Origin of the sequence: Salinibacterium sp. PAMC 21357, assembly GCF_000247645.1 — a bacterium.
In the GTDB taxonomy this organism is placed as follows: domain Bacteria; phylum Actinomycetota; class Actinomycetes; order Actinomycetales; family Microbacteriaceae; genus Rhodoglobus.
Window position 1 is genome coordinate 196,981 of sequence record NZ_AHWA01000006.1, and the last position, 26,192, is coordinate 223,172.

24 protein-coding genes, 1 tRNA gene and 1 pseudogene are annotated in these 26,192 nt (G+C 61.5%); 18 read left to right on the forward strand and 8 right to left on the reverse strand.

Features of this window, described 5'->3' with window-relative positions; genetic code table 11:
* Nucleotides 1-7: 7 nt before the first annotated feature.
* Entirely contained in the window at nucleotides 8-1,150 is a 1,143-nt protein-coding gene (locus ON14_RS13505) for a sensor histidine kinase (protein WP_010205887.1), read from the reverse strand.
* On the reverse strand, nucleotides 1,147-1,845 hold the full coding sequence (locus ON14_RS13510; RefSeq protein ID WP_010205888.1) for a response regulator transcription factor: 699 nt from the start codon (nucleotides 1,843-1,845) through the stop codon (nucleotides 1,147-1,149). Before ON14_RS13510 ends, ON14_RS13505 begins: the two co-directional genes overlap by 4 nt.
* A gap of 161 nt (nucleotides 1,846-2,006) precedes the next feature.
* Between ON14_RS13510 and ON14_RS13515 the strand changes: the two genes are divergently transcribed.
* From ON14_RS13515 to ON14_RS13525, 3 genes are all read left to right on the forward strand, one after another.
* A complete protein-coding gene (locus tag ON14_RS13515) occupies nucleotides 2,007-2,468 on the forward strand; it encodes a DM13 domain-containing protein (RefSeq protein ID WP_010205889.1) in 462 nt (153 codons plus the stop codon).
* Nucleotides 2,465-2,968, forward strand: a complete 504-nt coding sequence (locus ON14_RS13520) for a DoxX family protein (protein ID WP_010205890.1) — start codon at nucleotides 2,465-2,467, stop codon at nucleotides 2,966-2,968. Before ON14_RS13515 ends, ON14_RS13520 begins: the two co-directional genes overlap by 4 nt.
* Nucleotides 2,969-3,194: 226 nt before the next feature.
* Nucleotides 3,195-4,256 (forward strand): DUF5684 domain-containing protein, encoded by a 1,062-nt coding sequence (locus tag ON14_RS13525; RefSeq protein ID WP_010205891.1) that lies wholly within the window; start codon nucleotides 3,195-3,197, stop codon nucleotides 4,254-4,256.
* An 18-nt stretch (nucleotides 4,257-4,274) separates the two neighbouring features.
* Here the strand turns inward: ON14_RS13525 and ON14_RS15290 are convergent, their stop codons facing one another.
* From ON14_RS15290 to eccD, 4 genes and pseudogenes are all read right to left on the reverse strand, one after another.
* A complete protein-coding gene (locus ON14_RS15290) occupies nucleotides 4,275-5,666 on the reverse strand; it encodes a S8 family serine peptidase (protein ID WP_010205893.1) in 1,392 nt (463 codons plus the stop codon).
* Nucleotides 5,579-5,974 (reverse strand): type VII secretion protein EccB, encoded by a 396-nt coding sequence (locus tag ON14_RS16550; protein ID WP_443208540.1) that lies wholly within the window; start codon nucleotides 5,972-5,974, stop codon nucleotides 5,579-5,581. The genes ON14_RS15290 and ON14_RS16550 overlap by 88 nt, the downstream gene beginning before the upstream one ends.
* Nucleotides 5,881-6,921: pseudogene (gene eccB / locus ON14_RS13535) on the reverse strand (type VII secretion protein EccB); the annotation flags it as partial. The gene ON14_RS16550 and the pseudogene eccB, both read right to left, overlap by 94 nt.
* A gap of 8 nt (nucleotides 6,922-6,929) precedes the next feature.
* The gene (gene eccD / locus ON14_RS13540; protein WP_010205895.1) at nucleotides 6,930-8,267 is read right to left on the reverse strand and encodes a type VII secretion integral membrane protein EccD; all 1,338 of its coding nucleotides are present in this window, start codon (nucleotides 8,265-8,267) and stop codon (nucleotides 6,930-6,932) included.
* Nucleotides 8,268-8,555: 288 nt separating this feature from the next.
* Here eccD and ON14_RS13545 point away from each other — a divergent pair, with 288 nt between their 5' ends.
* From ON14_RS13545 to ON14_RS13600, 11 genes are all read left to right on the forward strand, one after another.
* Nucleotides 8,556-8,873 (forward strand): WXG100 family type VII secretion target, encoded by a 318-nt coding sequence (locus tag ON14_RS13545; protein WP_010205896.1) that lies wholly within the window; start codon nucleotides 8,556-8,558, stop codon nucleotides 8,871-8,873.
* Nucleotides 8,874-8,911: 38 nt separating this feature from the next.
* A complete protein-coding gene (locus ON14_RS13550) occupies nucleotides 8,912-9,193 on the forward strand; it encodes a WXG100 family type VII secretion target (RefSeq protein WP_141630074.1) in 282 nt (93 codons plus the stop codon).
* A 93-nt stretch (nucleotides 9,194-9,286) separates the two neighbouring features.
* Complete coding sequence (locus ON14_RS13555) at nucleotides 9,287-9,676, forward strand: hypothetical protein (RefSeq protein ID WP_010205898.1); 390 nt, start codon at nucleotides 9,287-9,289, stop codon at nucleotides 9,674-9,676.
* On the forward strand, nucleotides 9,673-10,986 hold the full coding sequence (locus tag ON14_RS13560; protein ID WP_010205899.1) for a S8 family peptidase: 1,314 nt from the start codon (nucleotides 9,673-9,675) through the stop codon (nucleotides 10,984-10,986). Before ON14_RS13555 ends, ON14_RS13560 begins: the two co-directional genes overlap by 4 nt.
* Nucleotides 10,973-12,262 (forward strand): hypothetical protein, encoded by a 1,290-nt coding sequence (locus ON14_RS15295; protein ID WP_010205900.1) that lies wholly within the window; start codon nucleotides 10,973-10,975, stop codon nucleotides 12,260-12,262. Before ON14_RS13560 ends, ON14_RS15295 begins: the two co-directional genes overlap by 14 nt.
* A complete protein-coding gene (locus ON14_RS15890) occupies nucleotides 12,262-13,299 on the forward strand; it encodes a hypothetical protein (protein ID WP_010205901.1) in 1,038 nt (345 codons plus the stop codon). The genes ON14_RS15295 and ON14_RS15890 overlap by 1 nt, the downstream gene beginning before the upstream one ends.
* 8 nt (nucleotides 13,300-13,307) lie before the next feature.
* Nucleotides 13,308-14,123: a WXG100-like domain-containing protein gene (locus ON14_RS13580; RefSeq protein WP_010205902.1), complete on the forward strand. Its 816-nt coding sequence runs from the start codon at nucleotides 13,308-13,310 to the stop codon at nucleotides 14,121-14,123.
* A complete protein-coding gene (locus ON14_RS13585; protein WP_010205903.1) occupies nucleotides 14,113-14,526 on the forward strand; it encodes a hypothetical protein in 414 nt (137 codons plus the stop codon). The genes ON14_RS13580 and ON14_RS13585 overlap by 11 nt, the downstream gene beginning before the upstream one ends.
* A 3-nt stretch (nucleotides 14,527-14,529) precedes the next feature.
* Nucleotides 14,530-15,915 (forward strand): hypothetical protein, encoded by a 1,386-nt coding sequence (locus tag ON14_RS15750; RefSeq protein WP_010205905.1) that lies wholly within the window; start codon nucleotides 14,530-14,532, stop codon nucleotides 15,913-15,915.
* Complete coding sequence (locus ON14_RS13595; RefSeq protein WP_158000097.1) at nucleotides 15,912-17,180, forward strand: RDD family protein; 1,269 nt, start codon at nucleotides 15,912-15,914, stop codon at nucleotides 17,178-17,180. The genes ON14_RS15750 and ON14_RS13595 overlap by 4 nt, the downstream gene beginning before the upstream one ends.
* A complete protein-coding gene (locus ON14_RS13600) occupies nucleotides 17,180-21,148 on the forward strand; it encodes a type VII secretion protein EccC (protein WP_010205908.1) in 3,969 nt (1,322 codons plus the stop codon). The genes ON14_RS13595 and ON14_RS13600 overlap by 1 nt, the downstream gene beginning before the upstream one ends.
* On the opposite strand, the gene ON14_RS13605 is transcribed toward ON14_RS13600, so the two are convergent.
* Nucleotides 21,145-22,278 (reverse strand): YeiH family protein, encoded by a 1,134-nt coding sequence (locus ON14_RS13605; protein WP_010205909.1) that lies wholly within the window; start codon nucleotides 22,276-22,278, stop codon nucleotides 21,145-21,147. The two genes, ON14_RS13600 and ON14_RS13605, sit on opposite strands and share 4 nt — an antisense overlap.
* On the reverse strand, nucleotides 22,271-22,762 hold the full coding sequence (locus tag ON14_RS13610; RefSeq protein WP_010205911.1) for a MarR family winged helix-turn-helix transcriptional regulator: 492 nt from the start codon (nucleotides 22,760-22,762) through the stop codon (nucleotides 22,271-22,273). Before ON14_RS13610 ends, ON14_RS13605 begins: the two co-directional genes overlap by 8 nt.
* 149 nt (nucleotides 22,763-22,911) lie before the next feature.
* Between ON14_RS13610 and ON14_RS13615 the strand changes: the two genes are divergently transcribed.
* The 4 genes from ON14_RS13615 to ON14_RS13630 all read left to right on the forward strand — a co-directional run bounded on the left by ON14_RS13615 (nucleotide 22,912) and on the right by ON14_RS13630 (nucleotide 26,164).
* Nucleotides 22,912-22,983: transfer RNA gene (locus ON14_RS13615), tRNA-Gln, on the forward strand.
* Between the two features lie 346 nt (nucleotides 22,984-23,329).
* Nucleotides 23,330-23,659, forward strand: coding sequence for a hypothetical protein (locus ON14_RS13620; RefSeq protein WP_141630076.1), 330 nt, complete (start codon nucleotides 23,330-23,332; stop codon nucleotides 23,657-23,659).
* Between the two features lie 51 nt (nucleotides 23,660-23,710).
* Nucleotides 23,711-25,162, forward strand: a complete 1,452-nt coding sequence (gene glmU / locus ON14_RS13625) for a bifunctional UDP-N-acetylglucosamine diphosphorylase/glucosamine-1-phosphate N-acetyltransferase GlmU (RefSeq protein WP_010205914.1) — start codon at nucleotides 23,711-23,713, stop codon at nucleotides 25,160-25,162.
* 24 nt (nucleotides 25,163-25,186) lie between these two features.
* On the forward strand, nucleotides 25,187-26,164 hold the full coding sequence (locus ON14_RS13630) for a ribose-phosphate diphosphokinase (protein WP_010205916.1): 978 nt from the start codon (nucleotides 25,187-25,189) through the stop codon (nucleotides 26,162-26,164).
* Nucleotides 26,165-26,192 lie beyond the last annotated feature (28 nt).

The window sequence follows — 26,192 nt, forward strand, 5'->3', positions numbered from 1 at the left end:
CGCCGAGTCAGCTCACCGTCGTGGGCAGCGCGACGTTGAGCCTGAACCCTTCGGGGCTCTGCTCGGCGTTCACGCCGCCGCCGTGCGCTTCGACAATGCCGCGCACGATCGCAAGTCCGAGGCCTGCGCCTGCTGAGCCGCTTGACTCTTTTTCTGGGGTGCGAGCTTCGGTCGCGCGCCAGCCGATCTCAAACATGTGACTGAGGTCTTCACTAGCCACGCCACTGCCCTGATCGAGTACCGACAGTACAAGGCTGGTGTCGTCGCGCTGGTCGGCGCTCACCAGAATCTGCGAGTCCGCGGGCGCGTACCGGATGCTGTTGGTGAGCAGATTCACGACCACGCGCGTGAGCTCGTGGGGGTCGGCCCACAGCATCCGCCCCTCCACGCCGGCATGGGTGATCTCGATGCCACGGGCCGCCGCCAGCTGCCTGACGTCAGAAACTGCATCCGACACAATATCGAGCAGTTCGATATTCTCGGGGCGAAGTTTGAGGGTTCCGCTCTGGATGAGTGAGAGCTCGAAAAGGTCATCCACGAGTCGGTTCATGGTGCCGACTTGGGTGCGGATCTGGCGTAGGTAGTCACTGGGGTCATCGACAACCCCTGCGTCGAGGGCTTCGGCGAGGGCGCTGATGCCGGTTAGGGGAGTGCGCAGGTCGTGCGAGATCCACGCGAAGAACTGGCGGCGCGAGGCATCGAGCCGAGCGATCTCGTCGCGGGCGGCAGCAAGGCGTTCGGATGCCTCCGAGAGCTGGGTAGAGACCTCAGCGACCTCTTTCCACGTGCCCGCCGCGGGCTCAACTACGTGGCCGGCACCCACTCGTTCCACGGATTCGCGCAGAGCAGCGAACGCTCGCCGCACGGCTCGTCCGCTCACGAGCGCGGCGCCGAGACTCATGAGTGCCGAGATGCCGACGACTCCGAGCACGATCTGTAGGTCGTGGCTCGTGAAGTGCATTTGAGCGGTGATGACAACAGTGGAGAGCGCGATCGAGAGAATCGCCGCGATCACGACCACGGTGAACTGGAACGCGATCGTTCGCCGGCGATTGAGGCGCAGCACGAGCATCGCGACGAGCATGACCGCGGCGGTGCAGACCGCGGCGGTGGCGAGAATGAGGAGCCATTCGCTCAGGCTGAGAATCATGCGGCATCCTTCACAGTGAAGCGGTAGCCCTTGCCCCACTCAGTGAGCAGGTAGCGCGGGTAGCGCGGTTCGGGTTCAATCTTTTCGCGCAGGCGGCGCACATGCACCGTGACGGTGGACGCTTCGCCGAAGCTCCAGCCCCACACCTCGCGCAGGATATCGTCGCGGCTGAGCACCCGGTCGGGGTTCTGCAGCAGAAACAGAAACAGCTCGTACTCGCGGGTCGTCAGCGTCATTTCGTTGCCCTCGAGCAAGATGGTGCGATGCGCCGGGTCAACGCGAAATTGGCCGAGCGTGAACGGTTCGGATGACACGTGCGAGCTGCGCGTGCGGCGCACCATGGCGTCCACGCGCAGTTGCAATTCCCGCAACGAGAACGGTTTCGCGATGTAATCGTCAGCACCGTGTTCGAGACCATCGATGCGTTCTTCTACGGCATCCAGAGCGGTCAGCATGATGATGGGCAGTTGGGCGGATGCCGCGCGCGCCTGGCGGCACAGCTCGTCGCCGCCGACACCGGGCAGCATCCGGTCGAGGATGAGCACGTCGGGAAGGGGGCCGCGCAGAGCATCGCGCGCCTCGATTCCGTCGCTAATGCCCGTAACGGAATATCCTCGCGCACGCAGGTATTCGCTGACAACCGAGAGCACTGTCGCATCGTCTTCCACGATCGTGACACTCGGCTGATTTTCCATAGCCCCAGCCTAGGGCGGCCGCCCTAGTGAATACCGGTTTCAATTCTTACGCTCTTGAAACATCCGTCACTTTCGACGATCGCCCGGCTTAGGTTCGTAACCGTCACCGCGTCATTGACTCGCTGACTTCCTCCACACACTACGAACTTAGGAACTCCCTCATGAGAAAAACAGCAATCACCGGCGCCGCCATCCTCGCTCTCTCGCTCATGCTCAGCGCCTGCAGCGGTGCAGCAACTGACACCACCAGCAGTGAATCCACTGCCCCGGAGTCGTCGGCATCGGAGACTGAGACCGGCACCGACACGGAAATGATGCACGAAGAGCACACCGGAACCTTCGAGGGCGCCGGCGAGCACTCCGTCGCAGGAACCGTCACTGTCAGTGGCACCGAGATCGTGCTCGAGGGCTACTCCTCTGACGAAGGCCCCGACCTCAACATCTACCTCACCAACGGCAATGACGAGGATGCCGTAGCGGGTGGCATGCAGATCGACGCCGTCGCCTACGACGAAGCCAGCCAGACCTTCACCTTCGACGCCATGGATGTTTCCGGTTACGACACCGTCGTCATCTACTGCGACAAGGTCAAGGCAATCTTCGGATCAGCACTCCTCTCATGATGAACCGTGCGCTTTCCCTCGTCGCTTCCGTCATCACGGGAGCGGCGAGGGTCGGCCTCGGCATCCTGTGGTTGAACGAAGGTCTCTTCAAGATCACGGCAGGATTCGACGGTGCCGACATCGGCCTGGTCGTCGACAGCACAGCATCCAATAATCGGGTCGCTGACGGCTTCGAGGCCTTCACCGCCACCTTCCTCGGTGGTGCCCCCGGCTTCTTCGGCTGGGCCATTCCCGCTCTTGAGGTCGGCCTCGGCATCGCCCTCATCCTGGGCGTACTGACCTTTCCGGCCGCACTCATGAGTGCCGTAACGCTCCTGTCGTATTGGTCCGCCGATCAGCTGATCGAGGAATACCCGATCATGCTGGCACTCTCCGTTGTCACGGTGGCTTTCATCGTCAGCGCATCACGGATCTCGGTCACCACGATCGTCGAGAAACTCGTCAAGCGAAAGAAGCCCGAAACCCGCTGGTTCTCAGCTCCCGTGCGGCGCTGGCTCTAGCGCTCGACCTTCGTAGTTACCTGCAGCCTCACCAATGGCCTGCAGCTCGCAGTTCGGGGGCTGCAGGCCGGGGTTTGCCCGCCTCGTTCGGATTCGTAATAACATAGAAAAGCTCAGTACGTTCCGGGGGTTGTGATCTCAGCCTCGCATCATTTCTGTTCCGCATTAGCCCGACTACGAGCATCCTGACAGGATCGTGAGTACTCAACACCGAGGAGCAGGTTCGATGGCCGAATATGAGCCGCAAGAGTTCGCTGCGATGATCGCGACGCTCGTGACGGTGGGCCTCCTTGGTGGCCTCGTCGTTCATGTCTGGTACGCGCTCGCGCTGGCGAAGCTGCTGCCCAAGGTCGGCGGCGAGTCCTGGAAAGCGTGGGTTCCCGTCGTCAACACGATGGAGATTCTTGACCGAGGCCGCGTGCCTAGCTGGTCGATTGTGTACCTGTTCATTCCCCTCGTGCAGTTGTATGGCATCTACCTCGTGATTCTCGCTCAACACCGCATCACTGTGCAGCTCGGCCGCGGGGCGGGCCTGACGGTTGTTGCAGCGCTGTTTCCCCCGGTCTGGGCGAGTGTGCTCGCGTGGGGCTCCAGGGCTGCCCCCGCCACCGCTGCCCACAGCAACGGCCAGCGGGCAGATCGCAATGCCGTTCTGGATGCCCCGGCCATCCAGTCTGCGCAGCCAGTGTCGTCGCCCCATTCTGACCTGTCGGGCTATGCCATGCCGGCCGCACCCCCGGTCATCCCTCCCGTTCCAGCAGTCGCCGAAGCGTCGGTCATTGCTCCCGCCCCGCCGGTCACCCAAGCTCCGGTCATTGCTCCCGCCCCGCCGGTCACCCAAACCCCAGTCGCTGTCGCTCCTCCGGTGATCAATCAGCCTCCGGTCATCGAACAACGTGCTGCCGTTGAGCTTCCTGTCGTTGAACCTCCCGCAGCTGTCCCGCCCCCGGTTATGCAATGGTGGCTCACCGCAGATGGTGGTTTTTCGGTGGTGATCACGTCGACGACGGTGATCTTGGGGCGCAATCCAACGTCGGATCGTCCGGAGGTTCAAGCAATCGCGGTGCCGGACAGCACTCGAACGCTGTCTAAAGTGCACGCTCAGTTGGTCTTTTCCGACGGTGGTTGGCACATCACCGATCTGAATTCCACTAACGGTGTGCTCGTTGTCGCTGTCGACGCTACGGAGCAGGCGCTGAGCACTGGCGGTTCTGCCCGCCTCGTCGAGTCTTTCGCGCTCGGCAAGGTTGGCGTTCGAGTGAGCTATACGGATGACCCGCAGCGCTAACCTAGATTGCTAGCGTGGTCACGGCTTCTTGCGATTGAGGAGCCCGCCGCTAGCGGGCGGTGGCAGTTCGCTTGTCGGCCGCCGCCGATTGCGGAACACAATGATGACGGCGAGCGTGCCCAAGATTGTGAGTCCAGCAACGCCGGCGACCACCATGAGCTGTTGAGCTCCGAGCGAATCGGATGCCGCATTAGCGGGGGCGAGTGTCACCGGCTCGGCCTGCATGGCTCCGGTGCTGTCGCTGAAGAAGGCGCTGGCGGGGCCGCGGGTTGACGCATCCGGATACAGCGTCACGGCGTCGAGCGGCTGGATGATTCCCCAGCCCACGAGGTCGTCGCGGGCGTCGGGGTTCTCCCGAAGGGCGGTAGCAAGAAGGCGGTACTCCCATTGGGCCGGTGTTTCGCTGGGGTAGACCTGAGCGACGGCCGCGGCCGCAGCGCTCACGTACGCGGTCGCGAAACTTGATGATGGCACCTCGCCGGCGTAGAGGCAGTCGCCGGCGCCCGTGGATGAGGTGAGAATCTGTGAGCCGGGAGCAGCAACGTCGATATGGGCTCCATGGATGGAGTCTTCGGTGGCGAGCCCCCGACTATCAACGGCGGTTACCGCCAGAGCGCCCGCGTGGGCTGCGGGGTAGCGGGCTCCGTCGCTTTTCACTTCTGCGGTGGCGCGATTGCCCGCGCTCGCGACGATGAGGCTGCCGTTGGCAACGGCGTAGTCGACTGCTGCTCCCAGAGCGGGGGAGTCTGACGAGTTGCTGAGCGAAACGTTGATGATGCGTGCGCCGTTGTCTACTGCGTAGCGGATGCCGGCAGCGAGTCGCTCGCTGGTCGGCCCGAATCCTGCTTTGACGGATTCGTCGTCGGTTCCGCGATACACCCGCACTGACAAGATTTGTGCGGCGGGGGCAAGGCCGATCACTCCGGATTCCGGAATCTGGCGTGCGGCGATTTGGCCCGCAATTGCTGTTCCGTGGCCGTCGAGATCGCTGAGCCCTTGGCTGTTTTCGCCATCACCGACGAGGTTGATTCCGCCGATCACGGCGTCTCTCAGGTGGGCGTTGTTCGCGTCGACACCAGAGTCGATGACGGCGACAATGATTCCTGCACCGGTGGCACGGTTCCCGAGCGCCTCAGATTGGAGCATGGCGAGCGCTTCGGGAGCATCAGCGCTGTAGGCCACGTTTCCCGGTGCGCATTCGCCCGCTGGTGGAGTTGCTGCGTGCGCTGTCGGCCCGGTGGCGGCAATCCCCAGACTGGCGAGGATGACCGCCAGCGATGCGTGCACAACGCGGCGGGTGGTGAGCTGCCAGCGATAATTCACTAGGTTCCCGGGGTGCTGGCCGCGTTCGGTGTCGAGCGCGCCGCCTCTACCGTCAACGCGGGGCCAAAGGTGAAGAACTGCAGCCACGGTTGGGGAAGTGTGGCGATGTTAGTGGTCTCGTAGCCGAGCTGGGCCACAATGTCATCATTTGCGCCGGGGATTGTGTAGGCCACTCCGGAGCCATCGATGAGATGCACACTCCGGATTCGGTGCCAGTGCCGCCTACTCTGACGAGGGCGCCTCCGCCGATGCTGACGTGTGTTCCAGGCCGAAATTCTGTGGTGGTGGTGGTGGCGGTGGCAAGCAGGGTAGAGGCGTTTCCTTCGTCGTCGTGCACGAGCAGCGCGCACGGTGGGGTCTCGGCGGCGAAACCAGAGAGCACATCGGTGGGCCATTCGTTGCCACCGGCTGGGTCAGTGGCGGTGGGTATCGCGGCGATCTCGGCGGGGCTCACTTCTCGTTCTCCGCCGAGTAATGCGCCCGAGCCAAGAAGGTATAGCTGGTACGCCAGCGGGCTGAGAGGTGCAAGTTGGCCGTCGTTGGTGAGCACGAAACGGGTGTCGGGATCGCTGCCTTGGGGATGCAGCACGGTGCCAATAACGAAATCGGTGCCGCTGAAGTCGTCACCGGCGTTGATCACCTCAAGCGGGGCGAGGGCGTCTCCCTGGGGGAAAAGATTGAGCCAACGGCCGCTGACTTCGACGGCTGCGGATGCGGTAAGCCCAACAGCACGTAAGACCGATTCGGCTTCGGCGCTGTCGACTTCGAATCGGCGGTCACCGGCGATGACATAAATTTGGTCGTTGACGGTGACAACGGCGCCACGGTCGGTCGCGTCAATTGGGGTGTCGTCCATCACCGCCACCGCTGATTCTGCGTCGGAGAGCGCGCAACTGGTCCACGACGAGTTGATGAGCGACTCAGGCATGGGGAGATCGTCTGGTGCACCCAGAATTCCGATGGTTGGACCGATTTCGATCCCCGCTAACGTATCGCTGTCGGTTGAGACGACCGAGAATTCGCCGGCCGGAATGATGAGGCGTGCGCTCGCGGTGTTGATGACTGGGTAGAGCACTCCTTCCATAGACACGTAGCGGGCGCCGGTGTCGCTGACAAGGATGAGGGTGTTGTCTTCCCAACCATCAGGAAGGCCGGGGCGAATAAAGCCGTAGAACACTCCGGCGAGCAAGACCATTGCCGTGAGAGCTATGCCGGCAAAAACCGCGCGGAGCGGCTTGGCCGGTTCAAGTTCTTTGCCACCCGGCGCTCCGCCGGTGAACGCTGAGAGCAGGCGGCCGCGGCTGAACCCTTGAGCCTCGATGAGGTCTTTCTTTGATGCCATCGGAGGGCCTAGACAATTCCGGCGGCAATAGCGCCGAGAGGCAGCAGGATTGCCAGAATGAGGAGTTCGACGGAGTCTGCGAGCCGGGCCAGTCGCATGCGGGCCTTCGGATTAAGCAATGTAAGTCCCACCAGCACAGCTGTTGCGGCCAACAGCAGAATAAGCAGCAGTGAACGAAGTTCTGGCAGCGCTGTGGAAACGGTAAGGCCGGTGAGCGTGAGCCCTGCCGCCCCGAGCAACATCACCACGAGCACTCCGAGGCGAGCGAAGGTTTGCCGAGATTGAAACATCATGCCGGCGAACGCGAACGCGCAGAGAAGTGCGCCGGCGACGCCCGAGGCTGCGACGAGCGGCGTGGCCAGCAACGTTGCGAGGCCAAGCGCGATGCGAAGCGACATCAAGACCCGTTGACCGGCGGCGGCGCGTGAAGCCACGTCGTTGGCGTCGATCGGCTGCGGTGGCGCAAAAACCTCAAGATCGGTTTGGGGCGAGATAACCCGAATACGGGTAGAGCTGAGTGCGACCCACGGAAGGCCGTTGGAGAGTGCCGCAATTACCGCGATCATGATGGCGTAGGGGGCGGGGTCGCCGGCGGGCAGTAGCGCCGCGATCATCGAGGTCGTGCTGAAGACTAGGCCAAAGACGATAGGGATGAGGTGAACTTCGGGGCCGTGCTGGGTGAAAGCGAGGGCTAGGCCGCCGACAACAACAGCTCCGAGACCGGCTGCGGCCAGCGGCCATCCCCAGATCGGTTCGAGGGGAACGGCAAGATAACCGCCGATAGCACCGAACAGTGCGGCGGCGAGGCCGAGGGCGTGCCCTGCCTCGGGCTGACCGGTGCGCGTCAGCACGGCTGCGGTGGCAATCAGTACTACTGCACCGCTCGCAGCAACGATGGCACCGATGGCAAAGCCCGTGCCGGCGGTAACCAGTAGTACTGCGCACAACGCCAGAAAGCTCAGACTCACGGCAAGCGCGGTGCGCGCACCATCACGTTGGGTCCATTCGCCGTGCTGGGATGTTGTCGCGTCGATGACCGCTTCTACGATGTCGTCGTAGATGCGTGGCTCTGTAATGAGGCCGCCGCGCACGAGAGTGACGAGCTCTCCGTCACGCACCCCTTGGCTGCCGAGTGCTAATGCCGGATCGAGTACGGTTGCGTCGGCGCGGTGAAGGGCATAACCACCGTGAGTGAGTGTGGGGTCAAGCACGCCTAGGCTGCGCGCGAATCCGGGCAGCAGCTCGATGAGCGGCACTTGTGCTGGCACACCGACATCGAGCCGTCGGCCTTCACTCACAATGGAGATTCGAACGAGGGTTCCGCCCGAAACGATGGCCTGACTCAACAAAGCTCCTCGGGGTTATTGCCACAGCGTCGGCGCTGGCGCACGGCGTGGATCAAGATTGACTGTTACTCACAGTCTAGCGACCATGCTAGTACGCGGGGGAGGCTCAATTGCGTAGGATAACCCCAATAGTGGGGGTTGGCCGCAACGTTAATCGTGTTGTGGCTAATCTACCTAGTGCTCTATCGTGAGTTTGTGTAGCTTTTTGTTTCAAGTCGGGTGAAGCGAGAATTTCGCGTGTTGTCTGGGGCAATCCGGGCGAGATGCGACTAATGAAGGAGTGTGAGCATGGCAGATGTAATCTCCGCAGAAGAGGGTGCCCTCAAGCGAGGCGCCCAGGCGGTCAACGAAGCAAAGGCTGGCATCGACCAGCAGGTAAAGAAAGTTCGCGGCGAGATCGATCAGCTGCGTGGTTTCTGGCAGGGCGGCGCTGCCGCATCGTTCACGGGTCTTATGACCTCGTGGGATGAGCAGGCACGCAGGCTCAACGAGGTTCTCGTCACGCTCGAAGCAGCGTTGTCTGGCACAGAACGTGACCAGGCTGCGACTGAAGAAGAGCACTCCTCGACGATCTCGGGCCTCGGCTCGATGATGTCGAACATCTAGTCGACCATCGTTTCGAGAGAGGTTTAATCATGCAGTCAATGTCAGTCAACCCCGCGCAGGTCACCGCGCTCGCCGGCGAGATCCGCAACGGATCGCAGGGCATCAAGTCAACGCTCGACACCCTCGAGTCTGAGGTCGGCAAGCTTCGCGCATCATGGGGCGGAGAAGCGCAGCAGCAGTACGATGTTGCGCAACGCAAGTGGGCTACGACGCTCGGTGAGATGCAGCAGTTGCTCACTCAGATCGCGTCGAAGACCGAACAGATTTCTTCGCAGTACACGCAGAGCGACTCCGCCTCAGCAAACCGTTTCTCCATCTAACTATTTTCGCTGGCAGTGTTGCCCGGTCAGACTTCGCAGTCTGACCGGGCACTCGCACGCCAACTAGTCGCAGCATTTTAGAGAGGTGCGCACGTGTCTTACGGCAGCAGCATTAAAGTGACTCCCGAAGATTTCCTCAAAACCATCGATCTCGTGTTGGGGGCTTTGGAAGATGTGCCGAGCGATAGCCAGCTGAGGAAAACTGAGGGCGTCGAGGGCGGAGTCGCATCTAATTTCAAACGAGAGGTCGATCGCACTGCGATTGCGCTGAGGGATGTAGCCGCCGTTTTCAGTGATGACCTTAAAACACTGCGGGACAAGTTAAGCGACACTCTTGCCGGTTTTATTGAGCAAGAAGCGATGGCTGGTGACGAGGCCAAGAATTTGCTTTCACGTCTGAACGAGCCGGGTGAGAAAACAGAATCGACTGTCTCCCCGGCTCCCACGCCCTCGTCCCAGTCCAAGGAGAAGGTCTTCGAATGACGCGTCGCACTCGAGGAATTCTGGCAGCGGGGCTTGCCGCTGCGTTGACTCTAGGAATTGCTGGGCCTGCCGCGGCAGAATCCGACGGCTTTTGGTATTTCGATCAGCTCGGGATTGGCGAGGTGCACGCGTCGGGGTTGACCGGGGAGGGCATCACGATTGCGGTGATGGATTCGCCTATCAATACTGATATTCCGACGTTGCGGGATGCGAACGTGACGGTTATTGAGCCGTCTCTCTGCTTCGATGAGGCGGCGCAGGACTTTTATCCGGCGGTATCGACCGACCGTGGCGGAGTTCTCGATGCGATTCATGGCACGAATGTTGTGTCGATGATTTCAGGAACGGGTGATGGCTACCCCGGCCAGGCTGGCATCAAGGGGGTCGCCCCCGACGCTGAGGTGCTCTACTACGTCGTAAATGTCACCGATGTCACTAGTGACGGTGATTCGATTGCCTGCGTTGACCCTGATCTGGGTTTCTCCGTATCCGATGATCGGCTTGGGGTGGCGATGGAAGCGGCGATGGATGCTGGAGCGGACATCATCTCGGTGTCGTCTTTGGTTAGCCCTGGCGGTCAGGTGTTGGATCGCGCGATCGCGCGGGCGGTGCGTGAGGAAGTCGTCATTGTTGCCGGCACTCTTAACACGACGGACATAGTGTTCGGGGCGGTTATGCCGGCGGGAGGAAACGGAGTTCTGGCAGTGCAAGCTGGCGGGTCGACTGGTGACCAGATCCCGGTGCACAACATTTATACGAAGATTATTGCGCCGGGCTTGGACGTGACCGTTCAGGGCGCTTACGGAGAGAGCTGGGAAGAGCAAGAGCTCACGAGCGGATCGTCAATGGCAACCCCGCTGGCCGCGGGAATTCTCGCGTTGGCGATGCAAAAGTATCCCGAGGCTTCCCCTAACCAGTTGCTGCAGTCGCTGATTCGAAATACCAGCGGTGACGGCAACCCCGACGCTGTTCGGTCTCCGAGGTTCTACGGCTACGGGTACATTTCTTTGCGGAAGCTTCTTGCGGCTGATCCAACGCAGTACTCGACCGCGAACCCCTTCGTAGTTATGGGTGACGAATTGTCCCCCACTTTTGACGAGATCTATAACCCGGTCGAACCCACCGCCGCCCCGGTGGCGCCGGAGGAAAAGGACCCTTTAGACGCCATTGTGCCGCTCCTCATCGGGATCGCGATTGTAGGGATTTTGTTGCTGATCGGAGCAGTCGTGCTCGTGATCGTTCTTGTGCGGCGGAGCAAGCGTCACAATCAACCCACTGACCCGTTGGGAGACGAAAATGGGCGAGTATGAAACCCAGCTGAAGACGATCGCTAATGCACAGTCGTGGGAGTTGACCGGTCTACCTAAGCTGCTCACTTATCTCGAACAGCTAGACAAGACAATGAACTCGATTACCGACAACCCTGGTTGGGAGAGCCCATCGGCTGAAGACGCCCGAGAATATTTCCAGGTAATGCGCAAGCGTTTTGCGGAGGTATCCATCGCCGCAAATCGCATGGGCGAGGTCGTTGAAGCTGCGAACCACTTGCGCAACAGGGCAGCGGGCAACCTTGACGAGCTGCCCGGCGGCACAGTTGATCCGAATCTTGTGCAGGCGGCCGAAGGTGCTTCGCGAGTGCTTTATGCCGGCCATACTTTTCCGGCAGACGTCACTGTCGGGGTGATCGAGTTGTTCCTGGGAAATCAAAGAGAGGAATCGGCGAAACTCGCGCTGGAAAAGCTTGGCGACGAATTGGAATCTCACCGCCAGCATCTCGCTCAAGCTCGCACTGAGTGTCGAGTCTTTCCCCAAGATCAAACTTGGGGCGAGGTGGAGAAATTCGAACGAGATGATGATGGCACCACCACTCAGGGTACAACTCCCGGTGGGGGAACCGATCGCGGGTGGGGCCCTCCTCCTAGCGGATCGAGCACAAGCTACTCCAGCGGGTCGACGTCGCATTCCGGGGCTACTTCGGGGCAACAGTCGGGCGGTGGTCTCAGCTCCGGTGGTGGTTTCAACTCCGGCGGCGGTCTCAGCTCTGGCGGCAGCGGCAGCGGCAGCGGCAGCGGCAGCGGCAGCGGCAGCGGCAGCACGGGCCCTGAGCGGCTCGTTGCCGACAGTGGTGACCGCGGCAGCATGGCAGGATTCACCGCGGGCGGTGGAGCCGCGCTTGGCGGTGCAAGTGCACTCGCAGCCGGCGCGAAACTTGCTGGCGGAGGCATCGGAGGCATCGGAGGCATCGGAGGCATCGGTGGCTCGGCAGCGGGCGGAATTGGGTCAGGCGCACTAGGAATTGGCGGGCCAGCAGGTTCTGGCGGGCTACTCGGCTCGGGCGGTGGCGCTGCCTCCGGAGGCGCAGCCTCCGGCGGAGCCGCGGCTAACGGCACAGCAGCTGCCGGCGCTCGTGGTGCCAGTGGCACCGGGATGATGGGCGGTGGTGGCGCAGGCGGTTCCAGCAAGGAGAAACGCTCCAGCTCGGGAGGACTCATGGCCCCCAAGCTCGAGGATGACGCCGACACCGCACCGCGTTCACGCCGTGCCGGTGCTGGCGGCCGCGACCAAATCACACCACAGGGAGAATGATGGCTGGCGAGATTCGAATAGAACCCGCAATATTCCCCGCAATCCGCGGGTACTACGCCGAGCAAGATGCCGCCCTCGGGCGTGCCCAGGTGTACCTCACCGAACACTGCTCCCTCAACAACGCAATGGGTTTGCTCCTCAGTTGTTTGCAACCCCAATACGACACCGCACGAGACAGCATGACAAACGCCGTCGTCTCCCTTCGAGACACGATGACCGGGCTCACCGTCAACCTTGACGACTACGCCAAAGAATGCGCCGAAGAAGAAGAACAAAAGCAACAAGAGCTCAAAACAATGCACGACCGGCTCACCGCAATTGAAGACCAGCTAAGCAGCGGGGGCGGGAACGTAGGCCCGGGCGGCTCGACCGGTGGCGGCGGAGGAGTGGGCGGCGGCAGCGGAGGTGGAATGGGCGGCGGTAGCGGCTCAGTTGCTCCGGCCGTGCCAGATATGGCTGAAGTTCCTGAACCCACCATTGTTCCAGAACCAGAGATTCAGCCTGAGGCAGAGCCAGAAGTCGAAACCGAACCGGAGACGGTCACGGAGCCTGACGCAGAGATTCATCCCGAAACGGAACCAGAAGTCCTCCCCGACCCCGAGCCAGAACCTGAGGTTCCGCCGACACCGGGGGCAGAAGGGCAACCCGGGCCGGAGATCGGCAACGGATCAGCAAACGCCGAGGTCGACATCGATGTTGATGTCGTCAACAACGGTAACGGCGAGGTCAACGTGAACGTCACCGTAGTCATCGAGCAAGAAATCGTCGACGCCCGCGACGCCGAAGAAGCCGCCCGAAACGCGGCCTACTCTGACGAACTATGGGCAGAACGAGCATCCGCTGACCCCCTCGGACGCAGTGCTGATGAGCTGCGCCTGGCGTGGGAAGCACGCGAGCCCATTCTGGTCGAAGACCTAGCAACAGGCGAGACAGCGTTCGGCTATCAGGCGGCACCATCCGTCTTCGACACCTCTCACCGTTTTGGTGTGTGGGTGCCAGACACTGCGGCCAGTGCCGCTCAACCGGTAGGGGTTTAGCTGTGACAATGACCGTGAGCCCGATGTACGACCCCATGAGTTACCTGTCCTACCCGGCAGCGAACTCAGGCGATCGTATCGGGCAAATCAGAGAATCAGCAGGCTTCGCGCTTGGCGCAATTGACTGGGCCGTCAACCTGTTCGCCGGGTTCAGCCCGCTCGAAGAATGGGTAAGCAAACCACTGGGGGGCGACTGGTCAGCACTCGACCGCGGCGCCGTAGCATGGACCAACGTGGGCAAATCCATCGACGCCGTATCCGACAACATCAGGCACCTACCCGATGGGCTCGGAGACGCGTGGCAAGGTGAGACAGCTCGCGCATTCGCCGGGGCCCAGTACAAAGTCGCCACCGCAATCGAACCTGTGGCTGGCGCCTGCGACGCAATGTCACAGATGTGCACAGCACTCGCAGACATGGCACAGGCAATCACCGAATTCGTGCTCGCCATCGCCGTGGCCCTCGCCGAATTCGTCACCGAAATGCTTATTGCTATCGCGACCGTCGTTGGGTCAGTCTCGACGCCCGCGTGGATCACCAAACTCTCCATAAACCTCATGAGGTGGGTGCCGCAGCTCACCCGAATGATCACCCTATTCATGTCGAAATTGCCGATGATCCTGAAGATCTCGAAGATCTTGAAAACGGTCTTCAGCAACCTGACAAAAATGCTCAAGATTCTCATGACCCTCGCCAACAGCACTAGCGGCCCCGCGGGACAGATCGAGCTCTCCGCTAATCAAGTGGCTGCAGCGACAGGCAACGCCTCCTCCGGTGGAGCCTCAGGCAGCGGTGGCGGAGGAGGTGGCGGCGGTGGATTCTGAGCTAGTAGCAATGCTCGCCGACGTGCGAGCAGCAACCGCCGAAATTCGCGCCACAACCCGCGAAACGCAGGAACGCGCCAAGCGAGAACGCGAAGAATCCGAAGAAGCCAGCGGAGACATCGAAAGCGAACGCCGCAACGGTGACCACGGCAAAGCGTGGCAAGTTTTGCAATCGCGAATCGACATGAGTCAAACCACCGTCAGCGACATCATTTCGGGCGTTGACCACTCGACCGAGGCACGAGAAGTGCGCAAGCAGATCGGGCAGTCCCTCGCGGTTGCTCGGGAACTCTTCCGCGAAGGCTTAGAAGAAGACGACTCCGAATTTCAGCGCGTGCAAGAAGCGCAAGACCAGCTCGCTAAGACAGTCGCCCAACTGCGTGAGCTCAGACTGGAGATTTAGCCCGTGCAGGCTGCCACCGCCGAACGGCGCAAGTTTGTTGTGCTCACCGGCGATCGCCGCATCGACGCTGCGCTTCCCTTCGACGATACTCTCGGCGAGGCGATGCGCGGTCTCAACATCGTGCTCGAGCCCGCCCGCCATGTGGTTGTGGAACGGGGTGGCATCGAGGTGCAGCTCTCGACGCTCGGCGAAGATCTCAGCGATGGCGGCGTGTATTCCGTCATCGACCTCTTCCACGTCGGAGCCGCCGAATCATTAGTGCGCGCGGAACGCGGCAACACTAGAGACGACAAAGGCGCAGTGTGGTGGATGCTCGGTGCTGTAGCCGCAGCATTCTCCGGCATCGTGCTACTCGACAACGGCGGCGCCAGCGAGTTCGCGGGCGTAGCGCAGCGAGTCATTGCCGCCACCGTGCTCGGCGGCGGAGCGGCCGCATCCGCCGTGGTCTGGGCGATGCGTCGCCCACGAGACGCGAGTGTTGAAGCCGTGCGGATGATCGCCCCCCTCGTCATGGCCTTCGCCGCCGGTGTGGCAATTTTTCCCACCCATGTCGAATCAGGAAAACACCTCGGAGTGGTCATCGGTCTGATCTGTGCCGGCGTGCTCGCCACTCTTCTCACCGCCGCCGTCTCAGAACCTCGACTACGCAGTGCAGCCAGTACTGCGGCGCTAGTGCTGCTCGTGCTCTCCGCGATCTGGGGTGCAACGCTGATGCTCGGCTGGGATGCCACGGCCGCCGCCGCCATCTCGGCAGGGATCGTGGCACCAGGGCTTCGAATTCTGCCGACAACCCTGCTCAACGTTGAGGCTGGCTACCACATCGAGTACAAACACTTCATGAGCAGCCGCTGGACGGTGCGGGGAGCTATCCCCGAATCACCCGGACAGATCGCGGTAGCTGACATCCGAGAAATCGTTGACGCATCCTGGACACGACTTCTTGTCGGCGCCGTGCTCCTCAGCGGAACCGCGGCAGTTTTTGCTCCCCTCGCGCTTTCTCGCCTCGCTATCGATGACCCCTTCGTATTCGGTGGCTCGGTGGGATTAGCCAGTGCGCTCATCATCGCCCTCGTTCTCACACCCCGGCACTACACCAACCCGGTATTGCGCTGGACTCCTCGAGCCGCAGCAGCAGTGCTGATAGTGGCGGTCACCGTCGCATTCTCGACTACCTTAGACGGCCCCGCCCTCGTGATTGTCGCTGGGGCGCTGCTCGCCGTCGGCGTTGCCGCCGCCATAATCGTGATCCCGATCGGTCGCGGTGCTCAATCACTCGTCTGGTCACGACTGGCCGACGTCATTGAATGGATCGCGGTGGCGGCAGCATTTCCCGCCGCGCTGCTCGCCGCCGATATCCTGACCGCGCTTCGGGGGATGATGGCCTCATGAGTGAAGCTGTTTGTTGGAACTGCAACCAGATGCTGCGTGCCGGCTCGGCTCAGTGTCTGTGGTGCGGGGTTGCCCAGCGGCAAGCCCAACCAGCGCACGCGGTGATCTCGCCGTTCGCTCAAGCAGCGGTGCCTGTTCTCGACCCAGCGACTCCGAGCGCGGTGCACCCCGTGCAGACCACGCCTGTGATTCCGCACATCGCTCACGCCAGTGCACTGGGGGAGGCGTTTCATGGAGCCGCCGCCAGCACTGGTGCCCAAGTGATGGCATTCACAATCGACGTTGTTGCCGTGACGACGGTATCCGGGCTCGTTTTGCTACTCACCGGCTCCCCAATTTTCGCCCTGATCGCCATCGTCGAACTTGCGGTCGCGCTCTGGGTGCTCGAAGCGCGCACCGGCCTCACCATCGGCAACGCCCTTCTGCGGCTCCGGGTGTCACGGGATGATTCACCATACTCACCCGGGGTTGGCCGCTCCTTTGTGCGCCGCTTTGTGACACAGATAGGGTTTCTCGCCGGCGGCGTCGGAGCCTGGATCGTTGTCGCCTCCGGTGCTTGGAATTCGCGAGTCCGAGCGCGCAGTTGGGCTGATGTTGCCGCGCGAACCGTCATGGTTTCCGTTCCGAAGCGAGCGCGACCGCAGCTCACCTCAGGCCTCGTCGAGTTGCAAACAGCGCGACAAAATTCCCCCGGCCTGCAAAGCTACGCCGAAGCAGAAACACCCATAGCGCTGGCAGTGCCGCAAGTTATCAGCACCCTCGTTCGCCCCCAAGAGCCGGGAGAGAACTCGATCAGTCAGTCCTACACGGGAGTGCCGCAGGGCGGATTCGCTGCCACGCCCCTGCAAGCAGCGCCCGTGAGCCAGCAAGAGCCAGCATCCACTGGCGCGGGGCTGAGCCTGCCAGAGACTGCAGACGGCACCGTCTTGCTCGTGTTCGATACCGGCCAGCGCGAGCAGTTCGCGGCCCCCGTCGCCGTCAACCTGGGGCGCAACCCCGTGCACACAGAGGCGACAGATCAGCTCGTGATCGTGCAAGACCACGAGTCGACAGTGTCAAAGACGCATTTGCGGGTTGAGCACTCCCGCGGTCGAACCTGGGTAACCGACTACGGCTCCACCAACGGAACAGAATTGTTGGGCGATGAGGGCGAAGTCACGACGCTCGAACCCGGAAATCGGGTGCTCCTCGATGAGGGCGTTCGCGTTCGCATGGGAAATCGCGCATTCACCATAAGCCTCTTGCTCGGTAGGGAATCTTCATAATGGCCGGTACTCGACTAGCTCCTCCTCGCGTTCCTGCAGGCAAGATCGCGCTTCAAGCACCACCCGAACTTGCTCCCGGCGACGGCGGCGGTGGGCTCATCAGCTCGATGCTTCCCATGCTCGGCAGTGTGGGCGCCATCGTCATGGCTGTCACCAGCTCGGGCGCCACCGGCCTCATTACCGGCGGCATGTTCCTCGTCTCATCGGTCGGCTTCGTCGCCGTCAACGGGTGGAGACAGCGTTCCCAACGGCAATCCGCGATCCTTTCCGCACGTCGGGAATACCTCGCCTACCTCGTCGAGCTTCGTCAGACGATCCGGGTCGCGGGAAAGCAGCAACGTCGTGCAGCGAACTGGCTAAATCCTGCCCCGGCCGCGCTTCCCTTCCTTGCCGAAGAACGCACACGGGTGTGGGAACGGTCCACCGACGACAACGACTTTCTGCTCACGCGGGTCGGCACTAACGATCAAGCGCTGTGCGTTCAGCTAGAAGCGCCCGAGCTGCCGCCGCTGGCCCAACTCGATCCGGTAGCGGCATCCGCAGCTCATAGGTTCATGCTCAGCCACGAGATTCAGAAGCACCTGCCGCTGGCAACCTCGTTGCGAGATTTTGCCCGCTTCGAAATCACCGGTGACGAAGAAGAGGCTCGCTCCCTCGTTCGGTCGATGCTGCTGCACGCCACAACGATGCATCACCCCGACGACCTTCACGTCGCGATCGTTGCCGATGACGCCGTCTTGAGTCACTGGGAATGGGCCAAATGGCTGCCGCACACGCACTCGCGATATGTCAACGACGGTCTCGGTGCTGCGCGAATGATTGGCTCGAACGTGGCCGAGATTCACGACATGTTGCCGCCCGACCTCAAAGAACGACCCCGATTCGGTCGGGATGCGGAACGCAAAACCCCTCACATCATCATCGTCACCGATGGTGCCCGCATTCCCTCTTCTGATGCGATCATCACTGACGACGGTGTGCAAGGGGTCACCGTCATCGACTTGCCAGCGCGGTGGGGCGAGCTCGAGAACCCAAGCATGATGCGGATCGCTCTCACCCCGGCGACCCCTACCGATGAGGCGACGGGCGAGCTCATCACGTTGCAGGGCTTGTCACTTCCTTTTGTGGCGGATGCCGTATCCATCGTCGAAGCGGAAGCCACAGCCCGTCGGCTGATGCCCTTGCACACCGGCGCGGCCATCACCGCGGCGGCGGGCACTACGAGCACTAAGCAACTGGAGCTCGTCGATCTACTGGCGCTTCCGGACGTCAGCGAAATCGACTTTGCCGTTTCGTGGCAGGGGCGGCTTGAGCGGGATCGCCTCCGAGTTCCCATCGGTCAAGCCACTGATGGCTCGCCGATTGTGCTCGATATCAAGGAGTCAGCACAGCAGGGCATGGGCCCGCACGGTCTCATAATCGGGGCGACCGGTTCCGGAAAATCAGAAGTACTCAGAACACTAGTTCTGTCCTTGGCACTCACTCATTCTCCTGATCAGCTGAACTTTGTACTGATTGACTTTAAGGGTGGTGCCACCTTCGCGGGCATGGCCGAGATGCCGCACGTTTCTGCCATCATCACCAACTTGGGCGAAGAACTCACCCTCGTCGACCGCATGCAGGATGCACTACACGGTGAAATGACGCGTCGCCAGGAGCTTCTGCGGTCCGCGGGAAACTTCGTCAACGTCTCGGAGTATGAGAAAGCCCGCCGTGAGGGGCGCACCGATCTCGCACCGTTGCCAGCACTGCTGATCGTGGCCGACGAATTCTCCGAACTGTTGGCCGCGAAACCAGAATTCGCCGACACCTTTGTAGCAATCGGTCGACTCGGCCGATCACTGCAAGTTCACCTTTTGCTCTCCTCGCAGCGACTGGAAGAGGGCAAGCTTCGCGGGCTCGACTCGCACCTCTCGTACCGAATTGGTTTGCGCACGTTCTCGGCCGCAGAGTCGAGAACGGTGCTGGGCGTGCCCGATGCTTACACACTCCCGACTAGCCCCGGAGTGGGATTCTTGAAGTCCGACACCGAAACGATGACCCAGTTTCGAGCGGCGTATGTCTCCGCGCCGCCCAAAAAGCGCAAGCGTGCGGCGACTGCGCAGTCCAGCGGCGGCGACGCCTCCGCCGATGTCGAATTGTTCACTGCGGCGCCCGTGTGGAAAGCCAAAGTTAACGAAGTCGAAATGGTGATGGAGCAGGATCTCGCGCCAGAGCTCGAAGAGAAGCGCAGCACCTTCGAGATAGCAGTCGCTCGCATGACCGGAGTGGGCTCGCCGGCACATCAGGTATGGCTGCCGCCGCTAGAAGTTCCCGCACCCCTGGATGAACTGATGCCTGACCTGAGGATTGACCCTGTGCTCGGGCTGATCTCTGCGCATTGGCGACAGGGTGACTCGCTCACCATTCCTCTCGGAATCGTCGATATCCCGCTCGAACAACGCCGAGAGAGTCTTACGGTCTCGCTCGGAGGCTCAGCCGGGCACGCCGTCATTATCGGTGGCCCGATGAGCGGAAAGAGCACCCTGGCGCGCACGATGCTGGTGTCGCTCTCGCTCGCCAACACCCCGCTTGAAGTTCAGTTTTACGTCATCGATTTTGGCGGCGGCAGCTTCTCCGGGCTCACCAAGTACCCCCACATCAGTGGTGTCGCGACGCGATCAGAACCAGACGTTGTGCGCCGGATGGTCGCCGAAGTCACGAGCATCGTCAACGCCCGCGAGGTGTTCTTTCGGCAGCACGGCATCGACTCAATCCAGACCTATCGGCAACGACGTGCTGAGGGGCGAGTCGATGACGGTTACGGTGACATCTTCCTCATCGTTGACGGCTGGGCGACGCTGCGCTCCGAGTTCGAGAGCCTTGAGCCACAAATCCAAGCAATCGCGGCCCGAGGACTCACCTTTGGTGTGCACGTTGTCATCACGGCCGGGCGCTGGCTTGACGTTCGCGCCAACATCAAAGACCTCTTCGGTACCCGCATTGAGCTGCGGCTTGGCGACGCCTCGGACTCTGAGATCGATCGCAAAGCGGCAGCGAACGTGCCGATCAGTGCTCCCGGTCGCGGACTTAGCCCGCGCAAACTGCACATGCTCACGGCGCTTCCTCGCGTCGACGGCTCCGGTGACGCCACAACACTCGCGGCTGGCATCGAAGATCTGGTAGCTAAAGTCACCGCGGCGTGGCCGGGAGCCCAAGGACCCAAATTGCGGCTGCTGCCAGAGCGCATCACCCTCGATGAGGTTCGGGCGATCGCACCCCCTGACTCCAGAGAAATTCTGCTCGGAGTCGACGAAGCAAACATCGCAGCTTTCGGCATCGACCCGATGGCAGAATCGCATCTCTTCCTCTACGGCGATGCCGATTCCGGCAAGTCATCAATGTTGCGGGCCTACGCGCATGAAATTATGCGGCTCTACGGCCCCAAGCAGGCGAAGATTTTTGTCATCGACTACCGCCGTGCCCTGCTGGGAGAAGTTCCCGCAGAGTACCTGGGGGCGTACCTGACCGCCCACGACATGGCGATGAGTGGTGTCGCTGAACTGGCCGCGTTCTTCCAGAGTCGCATTCCGGGCCCCGATGTCACGGCCGAACAATTGCGTTCACGATCCTGGTGGCAAGGGGCGGAAGGGTTCATCCTGATCGACGACTACGACCTCGTCGCGACCTCACAGGGCAACCCGCTCGCCGTGCTAGCGCCGCTGCTTGCCCAAGCAAGCGACCTCGGGCTGCACATCGTCATGACTCGCCGCACCGGTGGTGCCGGACGAGCAGCCTACGATCCGATCATCCAGCGACTCACCGACCTCGGCACCACCGGAATTCTGCTCAGCGGCAGCCCCGAAGAAGGCCAGCTGATCGGCAAGGTCAAGGCGATGCCCGCGATTGCCGGACGAGCCCAAATTGTGAGCCGCGACCGAGGGTTGATCAGCGCGCAACTCGCCTACGTGGAACCGACCTACAGCTAGCCGAGGGCGGCAACTCCGGCGGCGCGGGCAATCTCGACCGCGCCGAGTGACAGCAGCGCGATGACCGCCCACGAGATGAGGGCGACAACGAGCGCGCGACCACCGGTGCGGATGAGATTGCCGATGCTGATGGAGGCACCGAGACCGAAGAGGGCCATGCCCAAAACGAGCTCTTGGCCGTAAGACGCAACCTCCAGAAAGCTATCGGAGAGCGGCACGAACGTGCGCACCAGCACCGCAGCGAGGAACCCCACGACGAACAGCGGAAGGATGGCGGGGCGCTTCGCTGGCTTCGGGGAAGCGGAACCAGCCCCTAATGTGCCGGCCTCCGTCGTTTCTGCGAGCGCCATTCCCGCCTCTGACGTGCCGGCGGCGTCCGCAGCCGAAGCCGCCGCCCTACGATCACTGCGAGCAACAACGACCCCTGCGAGGGCCACCATGGGGGCCAACATCGCCACCCGGGTGAGCTTGACGACAACCGCAACAGCGAGGGCGGTGGCCCCAGCGATCTGAGCGGTGGCAACGACCTGGCCGACATCGTGCACACTCGCGCCCACCCACATCCCGAACTCGGCAGTATCAAGCCCGAGGAGGGGGCGCAGAGCGGGCAACAGGGCGATAGCGAGAGTTCCGCACAGAGTGACAAGCGCGACCGGTGTGGCCGTGTCTGAGTCCTTAGCGCGCGTCATTCCCGCCATTGCGCCGATGGCCGAGGCGCCACAGATGGAGAATCCGGCAGCGATCAGCATCGGCTGCTGACCGGGGAGGCGCAGCATTCGCCCCAAGCCCCACGTGAAGAAGAACGTGATCACGACGATCAGCACAATCATGCCCAGCACCAACCAGCCCAGCTCCGCTATATTCACGAGACTCAACTTGAAGCCGAGCAAAACGACACCGATACGCAGCAGACGGCGGGCAGCAATAGCGAGCCCCGGCTTCACTTCAGAGCGCACAGCACTACGCCACGGCAGTGCACTAAACAGGATGCCCAACACGACACACGCGGTAAGCGTGGGGATTGCGGGAATCAGAAAACTGATCAGCAGAGCGAGACCAAAAGCACCAAGTGCGAGACCAAGTCCAGGAGAAATGCGACGGAAGGTGGTCTGCTCTTGGGGGTTATTCACCGTCGAGGCTCAACTTTCTGAGCAAGCCGCTCAATCGTTCTTGTTCGCCAGCAGACATTCGCGAAAGCAGCGCCGTTTCATCATGCACCAAGGATGTGATCGCTTCGTCCACCCGCTCACGACCGCTTGCCGTCATCAGCACAATTACACCGCGGCCATCATTAGGGTCAGTGCGGCGCTCAACTAAACCACGAATCACCATGCGATCAATACGGTTCGTCATGGTGCCACTAGAAACCATTGTTTGTTGAACCAAAGCGGTTGGGCTCAACTGGTACGGCGCCCCCGCCTTGCGCAGAGCCGAAAGCACATCGAACTCCCACGGCTCAACACCCGCGACCGCGAAGGCAGACCGACGGGCACGCTCCAAATGCTTCGCCAACCGACCAACCCGACTCAAAACATGCAGAGGCGCAAAGTCGAGATCGGGGCGCTCGCGCGACCACGCCTCGACAATTCGGTCGACTTCGTCGCGTTGGGGCATCCGGTTATTATCCCAGTTTCGACACGCGGATGTGTGCAAATAGGCCACCCAGAAGGGGCAAGTAAACGTGTGTGAAGGCTCCGAATTGGGCAAGGTGCACGACAGAGGCCCAATGATCTGGCAGAATTGGTTAGCGCCTTCGGGTGCGGTCCGCTTTGGTGTAATGGCAGCACGGCAGCCTTTGGAGCTGTCCAGTCTAGGTTCGAATCCTAGAGGCGGAGCTTTGAGGGGTTCTGGAAACCCCAGCGCTCCTATAGTCGAAATCCTTTCCGAAGGGCTTCAGCGCAAAGAAAAAGCCGGAACCGACTTCACGTCGAGGTTCCGGCTTTTCACTTTTTCAGGCCAGTCGCGCGACCTTTGGCGTTTGGTAGGTCGAGGACGGTGCATCCGGCTACTTCAGAGCTTACGTTTGGTTTTTGCGCGACCTGCGCTGAACCCTGAGTTGGGGGCTAGCTGACGTCTGATTGCCGCTGTAATCTCTGGATGATTCCTGACTCGCCAACCGCATAAATCCGAGAGGCTTTGCCGCCAATGTATCGCCGCTCTGTAGTTGTCCTGTTCGTGTCTGTGCTTGCGCTCGCGGGATGTTCGTCCTATTTCGACAGTCAATCCGGCTACGAGGAGCAGCTCGAGAGCAGAGACGACTATCAGCAATCTGAGGAGCACCTTCAAGCCGAAGGTGAAAACTACGCAGATCAACAACCTGCCGAGAGCGAAGCGAGCAGCGGATGGCGCTGTTACTGGGACCCGACTTTCGACGACGACTGGCACGACGACTACCTGTGTTCGAACGGCACGAACGTCGATCGTCCATACCTGCTTCCGGAAGATCCGTTCGTGGAATCGTGGGAGATCGATGCCGCGGCTGCTGCCTACGAAGACGGCTTGAACCGCTAACCCCACGGTGGCGGCGTTTTGAGCGCCGCTCATTCAGGGCAGAATAGGTTCATGACCGAACACAAACTCGCCGTCATTGTTCTCGCCGCTGGCCAAGGCACGCGCATGAAATCTGCGAAGCCCAAAGTTCTGCACCGCCTTGCCGGTCGCGAACTCATTGGGCACGTTGTTGCTGCCGCCCGTGAGCTGAACCCCGATCATGTGATCGCCGTAGTGCGTCACCAGCGTGACGAAGTTGTCGCGACGCTCTCTGAGCTCATGCCCGACATCCTCATCGTCGACCAAGACGATGTGCCCGGAACTGGCCGTGCCGTTGAGGTTGCGGTTGATTCACTGCCTGCCGACTTCGACGGGGATGTTGTTGTCGTCAGTGGTGACGTGCCGCTTCTCGACTCCGCCACGCTCGCTTCGCTGCTTGCTCAACACCGTGCGCAGTCGGCTGCCGCCACCGTGCTTTCGGCGATCCTTGATGACGCAACCGGCTATGGCCGTGTCGTGCGCGATGCCAACGGTGGTCTCGACCGCATCGTGGAACAAAAAGACGCGACCGCCGACGAGATCGCGATCACCGAAATCAACTCCGGCACCTACGTGTTCAGCGTTGGGCCTCTTCGTGAGCAGCTCGTGCGCATCACCACCGACAACGCGCAGGCCGAGAAATACATCACCGATGTTGTCGGCCTACTGCGCGGAGTCGGAGCCGTCGTTTCGGCTATGCCCGTTCTCGCCGGCTGGATGGTCGCCGGGGTCAACGACCGCGTGCAACTGGCAGAAGCTGCCCGACGCATGAACGAACTTATCGTGCAGAAATGGCAACGCGCTGGCGTCACCATCGAAGACCCCGCAACAACGTGGATCGATGCCGACGTCACCCTGAACCCGGATGTCGAAATTCTTCCCGGAACTCAGCTCAAGGGCGCAACGCTGGTGCAGTCCGGCGCCATCATCGGCCCAGACACCACCCTCGTTGACTGTGAAGTTGGCGAGAATGCTGTCGTCAAACGCACCGACGCCACCCTCAGCGTGATCGGTGCTGGGGCATCCGTCGGGCCGTTCGCCTACCTCCGCCCCAACACCAAGCTCGGTGCTGACGGCAAGATCGGTGCATTCGTGGAGACCAAAAACTCCACCATTGGCGAGGGAAGCAAGGTGCCGCACCTCAGCTACATCGGCGACACTGAAGTCGGCGAACAATCCAACATCGGTGCCGGAACGATCACCGCAAACTACGACGGTGTGAACAAAAGTCGAACGGTCGTTGGCTCGCATGTGAGAAGTGGGTCACACAACGTCTTCGTTGCTCCGGTTAGAATTGCTGACGGAGCGTATACCGGGGCAGGTTCGGTCATCCGAAAAGATGTACCGGCAGGGTCTCTCGGTATTAATGTCGCTCCGCAGCGCAACATCAGTGGCTGGGTCGAAACCAATCGGGCGGGAACTGCAGCGGCTCAGGCAGCCAAAGCAGCAAGCGACGATAGTTCGCCTGACCGACCAACGCCGTAACCGCGGCAGAGAGCGAGTCACCACGTGGCCAGCATCAAGATCTCCGGTCAAAAGCGACTCGTGCTTGTCTCCGGGCGAGCGCATCCTCAACTCGCGCTCGACATCGCTGAAGAACTCGGCAGCGACCTCGTGCCCACCGACGCCCGCACCTTTGCGAATGGCGAGATCTATGCCCGCTACGACGAGAGCGTTCGCGGTTGCGACGCCTTCGTTATTCAGTCGCACACTGAGCCCATCAACGAGTGGCTCATGGAACAACTGATCATGGTGGATGCCCTCAAGCGGGCATCGGCGAAACGCATCACCGTTGTCTCGCCGTTCTATCCCTACGCCCGTCAAGACAAGAAGGGTCGCGGTCGCGAGCCGATTAGTGCCCGCCTCATCGCCGACCTGTACAAGGCTGCTGGCGCCGACCGCATCATGAGCGTCGACCTGCACGCCGCCCAAATTCAGGGATTCTTCGACGGCCCCGTCGACCACCTCTTCGCCATGCCGGTACTGCTTGAGCACTTCCGCAAGCAGCTTGACCCCTCGACTCTCACTATTGTGAGCCCCGACATGGGCCGCGTGCGCGTTGCCGACATTTGGAGCCAGAAGCTTGACTCGCCACTGGCGATCATCCACAAGCGTCGTGATCCTCTCGTTCCTAACCAGGTCACCGTTCATGACATCGTTGGTGACGTGAGCGGCCGTGTCTGCCTCCTCGTTGACGACATGATCGACACCGGGGGAACCATCGTCAAGGCGGCAGAGGCGCTCAAGAAAGCTGGTGCGCTCAAGGTTGTTGTGGCCGCAACGCACGCCATCTTCTCTGACCCGGCGCCGACGATTCTGCAGAGCGACTTCATCGACTCGGTTGTCGTCACCGACACCCTGCCGATCCCCGAGCACAAGCGGTTCCCGACCCTCACCATTCTGCCGATCGCACCGCTGCTGGCTCGAGCGATTCACGAAGTCTTCGATGACGGTTCGGTGACCTCAATGTTCGACGGCGCAGCCTAGGGATTCAACGGCACTACTAGACGGCACT